Origin of the sequence: Streptomyces akebiae (genome assembly GCF_019599145.1) — a bacterium.
Taxonomy (GTDB): Bacteria; Actinomycetota; Actinomycetes; order Streptomycetales; family Streptomycetaceae; genus Streptomyces; species Streptomyces akebiae.
The window spans coordinates 9,275,673-9,288,702 of record NZ_CP080647.1 but is presented as its reverse complement, the minus strand read 5'-3'; the positions used below and the strand labels follow the sequence as shown (position 1 = coordinate 9,288,702).

At 73.2% G+C, this 13,030-nt stretch carries 9 protein-coding genes; 6 read left to right on the top strand and 3 right to left on the bottom strand.

Annotated elements, in window-relative coordinates; translation table 11 throughout:
• Nucleotides 1-100 precede the first annotated feature (100 nt).
• Genes K1J60_RS40315 through K1J60_RS40305 form a run of 3 tightly spaced genes read right to left on the bottom strand, consistent with a single transcriptional unit; the run spans nt 101 to nt 5,423 of the window.
• Entirely contained in the window at nt 101-1,813 is a 1,713-nt protein-coding gene (locus K1J60_RS40315) for an acyl-CoA dehydrogenase (protein WP_220650534.1), read from the bottom strand.
• On the bottom strand, nt 1,810-3,672 hold the full coding sequence (locus tag K1J60_RS40310) for an acyl-CoA dehydrogenase family protein (protein WP_220650533.1): 1,863 nt from the start codon (nt 3,670-3,672) through the stop codon (nt 1,810-1,812). The genes K1J60_RS40315 and K1J60_RS40310 overlap by 4 nt, the downstream gene beginning before the upstream one ends.
• Nucleotides 3,669-5,423: a fatty acyl-AMP ligase gene (locus K1J60_RS40305; protein ID WP_259408126.1), complete on the bottom strand. Its 1,755-nt coding sequence runs from the start codon at nt 5,421-5,423 to the stop codon at nt 3,669-3,671. Before K1J60_RS40305 ends, K1J60_RS40310 begins: the two co-directional genes overlap by 4 nt.
• Before the next feature lie 139 nt (nt 5,424-5,562).
• Between K1J60_RS40305 and K1J60_RS40300 the strand changes: the two genes are divergently transcribed.
• From K1J60_RS40300 to K1J60_RS40275, 6 genes are all read left to right on the top strand, one after another.
• Nucleotides 5,563-6,522, top strand: a complete 960-nt coding sequence (locus K1J60_RS40300) for an ABC transporter ATP-binding protein (protein ID WP_220650532.1) — start codon at nt 5,563-5,565, stop codon at nt 6,520-6,522.
• Nucleotides 6,522-7,430: an ABC transporter permease gene (locus K1J60_RS40295; RefSeq protein WP_220650531.1), complete on the top strand. Its 909-nt coding sequence runs from the start codon at nt 6,522-6,524 to the stop codon at nt 7,428-7,430. Before K1J60_RS40300 ends, K1J60_RS40295 begins: the two co-directional genes overlap by 1 nt.
• Before the next feature lie 87 nt (nt 7,431-7,517).
• Nucleotides 7,518-8,759, top strand: a complete 1,242-nt coding sequence (locus K1J60_RS40290) for an LLM class F420-dependent oxidoreductase (RefSeq protein WP_398683959.1) — start codon at nt 7,518-7,520, stop codon at nt 8,757-8,759.
• Entirely contained in the window at nt 8,746-9,459 is a 714-nt protein-coding gene (locus K1J60_RS40285) for a thioesterase II family protein (RefSeq protein ID WP_220650530.1), read from the top strand. Before K1J60_RS40290 ends, K1J60_RS40285 begins: the two co-directional genes overlap by 14 nt.
• 49 nt (nt 9,460-9,508) lie before the next feature.
• Nucleotides 9,509-10,333 carry an SDR family oxidoreductase gene (locus tag K1J60_RS40280; RefSeq protein ID WP_220650529.1) on the top strand — a complete coding sequence of 275 codons (825 nt, stop codon included), beginning with the start codon at nt 9,509-9,511 and terminating at the stop codon, nt 10,331-10,333.
• Nucleotides 10,334-10,379: 46 nt separating this feature from the next.
• Nucleotides 10,380-13,025: an amino acid adenylation domain-containing protein gene (locus K1J60_RS40275; RefSeq protein ID WP_220650528.1), complete on the top strand. Its 2,646-nt coding sequence runs from the start codon at nt 10,380-10,382 to the stop codon at nt 13,023-13,025.
• Nucleotides 13,026-13,030: the final 5 nt, after the last annotated feature.

Sequence of the window (13,030 nt, the reverse complement as noted above, 5' to 3'; positions counted from 1 at the left end):
CGGCAGGCGCGGCCGTCAGCAGGCGTGGCCTTGAGCAGGTGCGGCCTCCGGCGGCGTACGGCCTACGGTCGGGCTCGGGTTCGAGGCCGGCCGGCGGTCGTCAGACGGCGAGTGGTCTGCCCGTCAGGCCGAAGGAGCGGCCGGTGTCCCGGCGGTCCAGGAGCTCGGCGAAGAGCGCGCCCTCCACCGGGGCGGGCAGGGGGCCGGGTCCGTACGGGCCGGGGGCCGACCGGTGCAGGGCCGCGCGCAGCCAGGCGGGGTCGGCCAGGAAGTCGCCCGGAGGGGCGTGCCGCCAGACCTGGACGCAGACGGTCCGGGACAGCAGGCGCACGTACCGGGTGACGAGGTCGTAGTGCTCGGGGCGGGCGTCGACGCCGAGCTCCACCGGTGACAACACCCCGCACACGGCTGCCAGTTCCGCCAGGTCGGTGTGGTCGTCGACGACCGCCGTACGCAGGTCCGCGTGCTCGGCCGACCAGGACGTGTCGGCCAGGGCGCGCAGGGCCCCCGCTACCGGATCGCGGCCCCCGGCGTGCAGGGTCAACCGGTCGTGGCGCAGGGGCGGCAGCGCCTCCGCGAGCGCGAACAGGTCGCCGGGCGCCTCGGTGCCGGGGCGGGCCCAGGTGCGGCGGGCCAGCAGGGGGAGCTGGGGCAGCAGGCTCATCTGGCAGGCGGCGCGCGCGATGTGCCCGAAGCCGACGGGGGCGAGGTCGCGCAGCAGCTTCTGGAACAGCGCGGTCGGCCCCTCGCGCAGGTAGAAGTGGGCGCCGAGGAGTTCCGAGAGCCGGTCCATGGCCCCGAGGAGCAGCCGGGACACCTCGAACTTCACCGCCGAGGAGTACACGCTCGCCGCACCGGGCACCAGGTGCAGCGCACGGGCGCCGACCGCGCCGAGGGCCTCGGCGCGCAGCAGGTCGGTGAAGACCCCGGCCAGCTCCGAGCGGACGTACGGGAGGTCGGTCGCGGCACCGCCGTACAGCCGGCGCCCCGTCAGGTGGTCCACGGCGATGCGCAGTCCGGTGTCGAGGATGCCGGTGGCCATCGCGGGCAGCACCGTACGGGTGATCTGCAGGGCCTTCAGCGCGGTTTCGAGGCCGGAGCCGACCGGGCCGAGGACCGCAGAGGAGGGCACGGGCAGGTCGTCGAAGCGCAGGCCGCCGAGCTGGACCCCCCGCATCCCCACGGTGCCGAAGCGCGGCAGGTCGGTCAGGCGTGCCGGGTCGGCGCCCGCCCGGTCCACGAGGACCAGGGAGTGGCTGCGCGGACCGGGCCGGGTGTCGGTGCGGGCGAGCACGACCATGGCGTCGGCGCGCCGGATGTTGGTGACGACCTCCTTTCGGCCGCTCAGCCGGAGCGAGCCGTCGGCCTCGGTGGTCGCGGTGAACTCCGTACCGGCCATGTCGTTGCCGTGCGCCAGTTCGTGGAAGGCGATGGCGACGCGTCGGCCGTCGAGGAGCAGCCGGGCGGCGTACTGGCGCTGCCGTTCGTCTCCGGCGGTCCACAGGGTGACGCCGGCGATGAGCGAGCTGGCGCCGTAGCCGAGACCGAGCGCGGGGTCGCGGCGGTAGAGCGCGCGCATGACCTCGGTCAGGTGGTCGGCCCGCTCCAGCCTGCCCCCCAGCTCGGGTGGGACGAACTCGGCGTTCAGTCCGTAGGAGTGCAGCAGCGACTCCCCGGCGGTGAGCGTCTCGCCGCGTTCGTCGGCGGCGAGGATCGCGCCGGCACCGGTCGGGTTGGCGGGGTCGGCGAGACTGCCGAGCAGGTGCTCCAGTTCGTCGGCTCGCTTGGGGGCGAGGCCCGTGGCGGTGGTCATGCGGCACCTCCCGACAGGGTGAACTCCGGTGCGGGGCCGCGCAGGACGACCTCGGCGAGGGCGTCGAGGACGTCGCCGCCGTCCTCCGCGAGCAGGGCGGTCAGGCAGGCCCGCAGCCACAGGTCGTCCCCGCCGAGCCGTCCTGTGCGCAAGGAGGGGTTCTCCAGCCACAGCAGCAGGCAGGCCGCCGCGGCGTAGGCGCGTTCGTACGCCTCGGCGAGGCGGAACGCCGTGGCGGGGAGTCCGCCCGCCACCGGTACGAAGTCCGCCGACTCCGTTTCCAGGCGGGCCAGTTCGACCAGCAGCCGGTCCAGGAGCGGGCCGGTCCGCGGTGTCGTCCGCGTCCGTGCGCGGGCCGCGAGGTCGGGCAGGGCCTGCACGGCGCTGCATCCCGTCACGGACAGCAGGCTCAGCCGGGCCGGGTCGAACGGGGGCAGGGGTGCGGTGAGGTCGGCGGCGGAGCGCAGGCCTTCGCCGTCCGTCCTGCGGCGGCTCAACTGGCGGGCCAGGCGCGGCATCTGGTGGAGGAGGGTCGCGCGGTTGACGGCCGTACTGCCGTCGAAGACGGCGCAGATGCGGTGGTCGCGCTCCAGTTTGGCGAAGCCGCCGCCCGGGGGTGAGGTGAGGAAGCCACGTACGCCCAGCAGTTCACCGAGCGAGCCGAGGGTCTCCTGGGTGAGCGTCGGCACGTACGCCTTGGCGATCGCGGAGATCGCGCTGAGTTCCCCGGGCAGGGTGTGCGCCGAGCGCGCGGAGAGCAGGCTCACCGCCTCGGCGGTCAGCGTGACCGCTGCCGCCCGGCCGAGGATGCGGCGTACGTGGGGGACGTCGGCGAGACGGCGGCCGTACAGTTCGCGGCCGGCCGCGAAGTCCCGGGCCAGACGCAGGGCGTGGTCGGCGGCGCCGAGGGAGAGCGCGGTGCAGGCGATGCGGGTGAGCTGGAGGGTCTTGAGGACCACGGGGATCCCGTCGCCCTCCTCTCCGACGACCGCGTCGGCGGGGACGGGGGCGCCGTTCAGGGTGAAGCCGCTGATGTCCGCGCCGCGGATGCCGTGCGTACGGACCTTCGGCAGGTTCCGCCAGGCCCCCTCGGGCAGTCGGCGCCTGTCCACCAGGAAGAGGCTGAAGCCGCGCGCGCCGCCCGCCGGATCCGTGCGGGCGAGGACGCAGGCGAGGCCGGCGCGGGTGGCGTTGTTGATCAGCCACTTCTCACCGGTGAGCCGCCAGCCACCGAGGCCACCGGCTCCGGCCCGGGCCGCACCGGATCCGGAGGCACCGGCTCCATCCCCGTCCTCGGCTCCGGCTCCATCCCCGTCCTCGGCCCCGGCGGCCCGGGCTGTGGTCCCGGCGCCACCGACCCCGGCTCCGACGTCACCGGTCAAGGCGGCACCACCGGCACCATCGACACCGGCCCCACCGGTCACGGCCCCGACGCCACCCGCCGTGCCCCCGCTCTCGTCCTTCGTCGCCTTGAGGTCGCCCGCGAGCAGGTCGGCGCCGTGGCCGCGTTCGGTCAGGCCCCAGCAGACCGGTTCGCCGGCGCGGACACGGTCGGCGAGCCGCGCGGCCTGCTCCGGGGTGCCGGCCACCCACACCGGGGCCGCCCCGAGGAACGTCTTGCCGTGGGCGATGGCGACGGTCAGGTCGCGGCGGGCGACCGCGCGCAGCAGCCGTACCGTCTCGCCGAGGTCGCCGTCCTGGGTCAGCACGTAGTGGGCGGGCAGCCCGGCCTCGTCGAGGACGCGGACGGCCCCGTCGGGGAACTCCTCCCGCTCGTCGAGCCCGGCGAGCGTCTCGGGCGAGAAGACGTCGTCCTCGTGGGCGGCGAGCAGGGACTCCAGATCGGCCGTGGTGGTCATCGCCCGCTCACCCGCCGGTGTTCGGCCAGGGCCGCGGTGAGCAGCGGGTCCTCGCCGAGGTGAAGGGTGTCCAGGTCCCCGGCGAGGTAGAGGGCGCGCATCGCCGCGCGCTGCACCTTGCCGCTCGTGGTACGCCGGACGCCGCCCGGCCGGACCAGGGCGACCGCCGCGACGGGGACGCCGAACTCCCGGGCCACGGTCTGCTTCATTCCGACGGCGATCTGCCCCAGCCGCTCCGCCCCCCAGTGGGCGCGGATCTCGTGGACGGCGACGACCGCGGGGGCGATGTCGGCGCCGTCGCCGTCACCGACCATGAAGACGGCTCCGTGCAGGCCCTCCAACTCCTCGTGCTGGGAGCGGAGTTCGTACTCGATGTCGGAGGGGTGCAGATTGCGTCCGTGCAGGACCAGGACGTCCTTGCTGCGGCCGGTGATGTAGAGGTCGTCGTCGAGCAGGGCTCCGAGGTCGCCGGTGCGCAGGAAGGGTCCGCGTCCGTCGTCGGTGCGTGCCCGGAACGTGGCCTCGGTGACGTGCTCGTTCTCCCAGTAGCCCGCGGTGACGCAGGGGCCGCTGAGCCAGATCTCGCCGATGCGGCCGTCCGGCAGGGCCCTGCCGGTGCCGGGGTCGACGATCAGTACGTCGGACCCGGTCGGCGCCCCGCAGCCGACGAGCACGCGGGACGGTTCCGTGCCGGTGGCCGGCCTGAGCACCTGGTTCTCCAGTGCCGCCGCGTCGACCGCGGTCCGCAGCGGGGGCCGCCCCGCGGTACCGGACGCCAGCAGAGTCGCCTCGGCCAGGCCGTAGACGGGGATGAGCGCCTCGGGTCGCAGGCCGGCGGCGGCGAACCGCTCGGTGAAGGCGGCGACGACGTCGGCGCGGACCGGTTCCGAGCCGTCGGCGAGTTTGACCCGGGAGAGGTCGAGCGTGGCGAGCTGCTCGTCGGTGACGCGGCGGACGCACAGCTCGTAGCCGAAGTCGGGCGCGGCGGTGAATCCCACGTCGCAGGCGTCCAGCATCCGCAGCCAGTGGTACGGCCGGCGCAGGAAGGACATGGGGTCCATCTGCACATAGCCACTGCCGCACAGGAGGCCGGGCAGCATCAGGCCGATGAGGCCCATGTCGTGGTACAGGGGGATCCAGCCGCCGTACGTGGTGGCGCTGTCGTTGCCGAAGGTGTCCACCATCCGTTCGACGTTGGCGACCAGGTTGCCGTGGGTGACCATGACCCCCTTGGGGTCGCCGGTCGATCCGGAGGTGTACTGCAGCAGGGCCAGGGTGTCCGGGGAGACCTCGGGGGCGGTCCAGGCCTCCGGGTCGCCTTCGCCGGTGTCGGTGGCGTGACAGACGGCGCCGACGATGCCCTCCTCGGCCACCCACTTCTCTACGTCCGGCAGATCGCCGCTCTGGGTGAGGACGACGCGCACGCCCGCGTCCCGGGCGATGGCGGCGAGCCGGCGGCGTTCATGCCGGTAGCGGCCCGGCAGCGGGGCCGGCACGGCGATGACCCCGGCGTAGACACAGGCGGAGAAGGCGGTGGTGAACTCGATGCCCGGAGAGTAGAGGAGAAGTGCCCGATCTCCCGGGGAGAATCTTTCCCGGAGCCAGGAGGCCGTGCGCCGGGAATGCAGATCGAGTTCCGCGCGATTGCGCACCGTTCTGTTGATGTCGGTGAAGTCGGAAACCAATGTCACGGCAGGCTGCTGCGGATCGCGCGCCGCCCGCTCCCTCAGCATCGTGAGTAATTCTCGCACGACAGGAACCGTACGTGATCTTGGTTCTCGAACATGCCCTGAAAAGTTCAAGCAGCCCTAAAGCAAGGCCATCGAATCGGCAAGAAACCTTGACTCTTCCATGATCGACCGAACCCGGACGCAGGCGTAGAAACGTTCCGTGCATACGTCAACCGCGTCGGCCGTCCTCGTCGATGCCCTCCACAAGAAATACCGGGCGAACCATGCGTTACGAGGTGTTGAACTGGAGGTGAGATACGGCGAGGTGAGGGGCCTGCTGGGACCCAACGGAGCCGGTAAGACCACACTGGTCAAAATTCTCACGACACTCCTCAGCCCTGATTCCGGACGGGTTGTCGTCAATGGCTGGGATGTTTACGAGCACCCGGAGAAAGTGCGCTGCAGCATCGGTATGGCCGGCCAGTATTCGACGGTCGACGGACTGTTGACCGGATTCGAGAATCTGTATCTCCTCGCGAAACTGCGCGGTGTGGGTCGCCGTACGGCCCGCCGCCTCGCCGACGATCTGCTGTCCCGCTTCCGGCTCACCGCCGTGGCGGGCCGCCCGGCCGGCACCTACTCCGGCGGAACGCGCCGACGCCTCGATCTCGCCGCCGCCCTCGTCGGCTCCCCGCCCCTGGTCGTCCTGGACGAGCCCACCACCGGCCTCGACCCGGAGAGCAGGCTGGACACCTGGGAGGCGGTCGGTGAACTCGTGGCCGGCGGCACCACGATCCTGCTGACGACCCAGTACCTGGAGGAGGCGGACCGGCTCGCCGACCGGATCACCGTGATCGACCGGGGCCGGGTGGTCGCCGAGGGCACCAGCGACGAGCTGAAGGCGACCGCCGGCAACCGGCTCGTCGTGTGCGTCGCCGAGGACCACCAGCTCGACGCCGCCGCCCGCGCCGCCGCCCGGGCGACCGGCGCGACCCCGACGGTGGATCGCCGCGCCCGGCGGGTGGAGGCCTCCGCCGGCGACGGCCGGGCCGCACTCGGCCGGGCCCTCGCCGCGCTGGAGAGCGAGGACGTCGAGGTGCTGGAGATCGGCCTCAGCCGCTGCACCCTCGACGACGTGTTCCTCGGACTGACCGGCCACGCCCGACGGAAGGCCGCCTGATGAGCGCCCCGGCCCGCGTGCCGCACACCGCCATGCCCCCGCACCGGACCGACCGCGCCCCGGGCCCGGCCGCCACCGGCACCGCCCTCGGCCCGACCGGCGCCCGCGGGATCCCCGTGCTCCGCGTCGTCGCGGAGAGCACCGACCTCGCCCTGCGCAACCTGCTGCACCTGCGGCGCACCCCGGGGCTGCTCATCTCCTGCCTCGTCGAACCGGTCGTGTACGCCCTGCTCATCGGCTACGTCTTCGGCAACAGCCTCGGCGGCCCGGCGTACCGCTCCTACATGATGGGCGGTCTGATCGCCCAGACGGTGGCCTTCACCACCACCTTCACCACCGTCGGACTCTCCAGGGACCTGGAGCAGGGGATGGTCGACCGCTTCCGTGCCCTGCCGATCTCCCGGGTGGCCCTGCTGCTGGGCCGGACCACCTCCGACCTCACCACCTGCCTGGCGAGCGTCGCCGTCACCACCACCTGCGGCCTGCTGATGGGCTGGCGCGCGCACACCGGGCCCGTCGAGGTCGCCGCCGGGGTCCTGCTGGTGCTGCTGTTCTCCTTCGCGATGTCGTGGGTCGGCGTGTTCGTCGCGCTCGTCGCACCGAACGCCCAGGTGGCCGGCAGCCTCGGGCTGATCTGGCTGTTTCCGGCGACGTTCATCTCCTCCGGGTTCGTCTCCGGCTCGACCCTGCCGGGACCGCTGTCCACCGTGGCCGCCTGGAACCCGATCACCTCGCTCGCGAACGCCCTGCGCCGGCTGTTCGGCAACACTCCCCCACCGGGCTTCCACGTCCGGCACGACTGGCCCGCCCAGCACCCCGAGCTCTACACCGCGGGCTGCTCGGTGCTGCTCGTCGCCGTCTTCGTCGGCCTGTCGGCCTGGCGTCACCGCACCCGCACGAGTCGCTGACCGCGCGCGAGACCGGTGACCAACCCCCGATCGCGGCCCCGACCGCGACCCCGACCGCGCGGCTCGTACGCCCCACAGGAGTCCCCCATGCCCGTCCCCGCCCTGCGCCTCGGCCTCAATCTCGGCTACTGGGTCGGCCTCAACGACGCCTCCAACCTCTCCCTCGCCTCCCTCGCCGAGGACCTCGGCTACAGCGCGGTGTGGGTGTCGGAGGCCTACGGCTCCGACGCCGTCACCGTCATGTCCTGGATCGCCGCCCGCACCTCCCGCATCGGCATCGGCAGCGCGGTCCTGCAGATACCCGCCCGCTCGCCCGCGATGACGGCGATGACCGCCGCCACCCTCGACACCCTCTCCGGCGGACGGCTCAGGCTGGGGCTCGGTGTGTCCGGCCCGCAGGTCTCGGAGGGCTGGCACGGCGTCAGGTTCGCCTCGCCGCTGGGACGTACCCGTGAATACGTCGGCCTCGTGCGCCGGGCACTGCGCCGAGAACCCCTCGCTCACGAAGGCCGCCACTTCACGCTGCCGCTGCCGGACGGCCCCGGCAAGGCGCTCGCCCTGACCATCCGGCCACCGCGCGAGCGGATACCGGTCTACCTCGCCGCCCTGGGACCCAAGAACCTGGAACTGACCGGGGAGATCGCCGACGGCTGGCTCCCGGTCTTCTTCTCCCCCGACCACGCCGCCCAGCAGCTGCGCCCCCTGCAGGCCGGCCTCGCGAAGTCGGGGCGCACCCTCGACGGGTTCGACATCGCCCCCGGAGTCCCCCTGGTGACCGGCCCCGACTGGCGGACCTGCGCCCGCCGGGTACGGGGGTACGCCGCGCTGTACCTCGGCGGCATGGGCGGACGGGAGGACAACCACTACACGCAGCTGGCCGAACGCATGGGCTTCGGGGACCGGGCCCGTGCCGTCCAGGAGAGGTTCCTGACCGGCGACTACCCCGGCGCCATGGCCGCCGTACCGCTCGAATTCCTCGACGCCACCTCGCTGCTCGGCCCCCGGGAGCGCATCGCCGAGCGGATGACGGCGTTCGCCGAGGCCGGTGCCACCACGCTCAACCTGATGCCGGTGGGCCCGGGGCTGCCCGGACCGGACCGCGCCGCCGACGCGCTGCGCGTCGCCGTCGAGGCGGCGGAAAGCACCGGCCTGTTCACGTCCGCCCCAGCCCCCGACGGCCCCCGTACACAAGGCCCGCACCACGCCCACCACGCACAGAACGCGCAGAACGCGCAGAACGCGCAGAACGCGCACCACGCGTACCGCCCGCAGGACACACAGGACGCACAGGACCCCCGAGGAGAGACCCGCACCCATGACCACGCATGACACCACCAAGCTGATCTGCCTGCCGTACGCCGGGGCGGGCGCCTCGTTCTACCGACCCTGGAAAGCCCTCGCCGGGGACGCGCTGGAGATCGTCCCCCTGCAACTGCCCGGCCGTGAGCGGCTGATCGACGAGGAGCCGTACCGGGACGCGCACCGGGCCGTCGACGGGCTCCTGGCCCAGCTGAGGGAAGGACTCGGCGACGGCGGTGGGCGTCGAGTCGCCGTCTTCGGGCACAGCCTCGGTGCCGTGCTCGCCTTCGAACTCGCCCACCGGCTGGTCGACGAGCCGGGTGTCGAGCTGCTCCATGTCTTCGTCAGCGGGTCGCCGGAACCGGCCCGGGGCCGCGAGCGGCGGGCCACCGGCCTGTCCGACGAGGAGTTCCTCGCCCGTGTCGGCGACTTCGCCGGCTACCACCACCCGGCGCTGGACGACCCGGAGATGCGCGAGATGATCCTGCCCGCACTGCGCGCGGACGTCGAGATGCACGAGAACTACACGCCCTCCACCGACCTTCCGCTGCAGGCTCCCCTCACGGTCGTCCGGGGCGAGGACGACGACCTGGTCGGCTACGACGACGCCGAGTCCTGGAGCAAGGTGGCCGGCCGCGACTTCGAGCACGTCGAGGTCCCCGGAGGCCACATGTACCTCACCGACGCCGCCCCCGCGCTGGTCCGGCTGATCGTCTCGACGGTGCTGTAGCACCACCCGGCCTCTCCCCCAACGAGCCTGATTCTCCAAGGAGTTCCCGATGCGTCTGCACGGCAAGTCCGTCCTCGTCACCGGCGCCGCCCGCGGACTCGGCAGGGCGACCGCCCTCGCCTGTGCCGCCGAGGGCGCCGACCTCACCCTGCTCGACCTCTGCGCCGACCTGCCCGGTGTGCCGTATCCCCTGGGCACGCCGGGGCAGTTGGAGCACACCGCCGCGCTGTGCCGGGAAGCGGGCGCCGCCGTCCTGACCACCGTGGCCGACATCCGTGACCTGCGCGCCGTACGGGAGGCGGTCACCCGGGCCGAGGACCGGTACGGGCGGATCGACGTCGTCGTGAACAACGCGGGCATCGCGGCACCCTCGGGCAAGCCGGTGCACGAGATCGGCGAGGAGGAATGGTCCTTGATGATCGACGTGGACCTCTCCGGAGCCTGGCGGGTGATCCGCGAGGTCGGCAAGGCGATGAGCGACCGGCGGGCCGGCAGCATCGTCAACGTCGCCTCCACGGCCGGGCTCGTCGGGTACCGGCACTTCGCCGGGTACGTCGCCGCCAAGCACGCCGTCGTCGGGCTCACCAAGGCCGCCGCGCTCGACTACGCGCCGTCGAAGGTGCGGGTGAACGCGGTCTGCCCGGGGTCGGTGCGCGACGACGCGAGGGCCGAGGGCCGCATGCTCGGCGAGATCGCCAGGGCCCTCGCCGTTCCGGTGGACGAGCACGAGAAGACCTTCGTCGAGGCACAGCCGATGAACGCGCTGATCGAGCCCGAGGACGTCGCGTCGGCGGTGCTCTTCCTCGCCTCGGACGAGTCCCGGCAGATCACCGGCTCGGTCCTGACCGTGGACGGCGGATTCAGCGCCCGCTGAGCCCGCGCACACCGTCAGCCCTCCCCGAACGACAAGGAGTACCCCCGTGTCAGGCTCCCTCCACTCCGCGGCCCGCTGCCACGCGGTGCGCGTCCGCTCGGACCGCTCCCCAGACCTCGCGGCACTTCCGGGGGTGTGGATCGAGGACGTGCCCGTGCCGGCGGCCGATCCGCTCGCCGAGCGCCTCCGTCACGCCGAACTCGCCCGCCCGGCCGACGCACCGCGCAGGGTCCTGCTGCGCTACACCGACGGCCCCTGCGATCTGGTCGTCGTGGCCCCCCGCGACCCATGGGACCGTACGGCCCTGGGACGGCTGGCCACCCAAGACCTGTCCGGGCCGCGAACCGACCGCGCCGCGTCCCCCTCACCCACTAACTCACCCGCACCCACGACCGCACCCACGACCGTGCCCGCACCCGCCTGGGGACTGGCGGACGACGGCCCCACCACCCCCCACCACTTCGCCCTGGGCGACGGGGGCGACGAGGCGAGCTGGCTCGCCGCCCTCGCCGTCACCCTTCGGGGCTACGACCCCGAGAGCACGCCCGTCATCGGTACGGACCACGGCTCCTTCACCGTCGAACACGCCCCCACGCTCGGTGAGCTGAAGCCGTCCCCCGTGGACGGGCCCGTGCTCGTGGGTCTGCTCTTCGACGAGGCGGAGATGCCCGGCGCGTACGTGCCCTGTCTGGCACCGCCGTTCCCGCTCACCCTGTCGGTCTTCAGGGACGCCGACGGCTGGCGGCTCCGCTGCGACCATCTCGGCACGCATGTCTCCACGGAGATCGCCACGCAGTTCACCCGGCACCTCGTACGCGTGCACCAGCGTCTCCTGGCCGCGCCGGGGACCGCGATCGGCGACGTCGACCTGCTGGACGACGCCGACCGCGACCGGGTCGCGGCGCTCGGCCGACCGCCCCACCCTCTGGTCACCACCCCGGTGGGCGTGCCCGAGGCGTTCGCGCGGATCGCGGAGGCGACGCCCGACCGCGTCGCGGTGACCGACGCCGGCGCAGAACTGACCTATCGCGAACTCGACGAACGGTCCGCCGTCCTGGCACACGGTCTGCGCGCACACGGCGTCGGTTCCGGGGACCGGGTGGGCGTGTGTCTGGAGCGCACCGCCGAACTCGTGGTCGCCGAGCTCGCCGTGCTGAAGGCGGGCGCGGCCTATGTGCCCGTCGACCCCGCCTACCCGGCGGACCGCGTCGCCCACACCGCGCGGGACGCGGGCCTGGGTGTGGTGATCAGCCGTCTGCCCGAGTTCCCGGACGTGCCGGGCTGTGCGGCCGTGACACCGGACGAACTGTGCGCCGCGGCGGCCGGGCGCGGGGCCGCCACCGCCCTGCCCGCCGTCGCTCCCGACGCCGCCGCCTATGTCATCTACACCTCCGGTTCCACCGGCCGCCCCAAGGGCGTCGAGGTGCCGCACCGGAACGTGCTCGCCCTCATCGACGCGACCCGCGACGAGTACGGGTTCGGGTCCGACGACGTGTGGACCTGGTTCCACTCCAGCGCTTTCGACTTCTCCGTGTGGGAGATCTGGGGCTGTCTGCTGACCGGGGGCAGGCTGGTCGTGGTGCCGTACTTCGTCTCCCGGGAACCCGACAGCTTCCGCGACCTGCTGGTGTCCGAGCGGGTCACCGTGCTGAGCCAGACCCCGTCGGCGTTCGCCCAGTTGCTGGACGTGGACCACACGCGGGTCGGGGTCCGGCTGGTGGTGTTCGGCGGTGAGCCGCTCGACGCGCGCATGCTGCTGCCCTGGTTCGACCGGCACCCCGAGTCGGTCTGCCGGATGGTGAACATGTTCGGCATCACCGAGACGACGGTCCATGTCACCCAGCAGACGCTCACCCGGCGGCTGGCCCTCGCCGGCACCCGATCCGTGGGACGCGCGCTGCCCGGTTGGCACCTGTACGTGACCGACGCCGCGGGACGGTTGCTCCCACCGGGGGTGGCCGGTGAGATCTGCGTCGGCGGCGCCGGTGTCGCGCTCGGCTATCTGGGCCAGGAGGAACTGACCGCCCGGCGCTTCGTGGCGGACCCCCGCACCGGCGGGACCATGTACCGCAGCGGGGACCTGGGCCGTCTGCGCCCGGACGGGCGGCTCGAACACCTGGGGCGGATCGACAGCCAGGTCAAGATCCGCGGTTTCCGGATCGAACTCGACGAGATCCGCTCGGTGCTGCTGGAGGACCCGGATGTGCGGACCGCGGCCGTGGTGGTGCGTCGGGACGACCCGGCCGACGCCGCCACCGCCCGGATCGACTCCTATGTGGTCCTCGACGGCGGCAGCCCGTCCACGGTCCGCGAGCGGGCGGCGGGCGTCCTGCCCGACCACATGCTGCCCGCCACGGTCACCGCGCTGGACGCGCTGCCGCTGACGGCCAACGGGAAACTCGACACGACACGGCTCCCCACGCCCGTGGCCACCGTCCCGCCCGCGCGGGACACCGGGCCCGTCACGGACGACGACCTCACCGGTCGGCTGCGGGAGATCTGGAGCGAGGTCCTCGGCAGGCCCGTCGGCCTGGACGACGACTTCTTCGAACTGGGCGGCAACTCCCTGTTCGCCGTCCGCATCGGCGCGGCCCTGCGTGCGCACGGCCTGCCGCCGCTGCGGCTGCGCGAGCTGTACCGCCACCCGACCGTCCGGGGCACCGCCAGGAACCTCGCTTCCACGAGCGGCTGACCCAG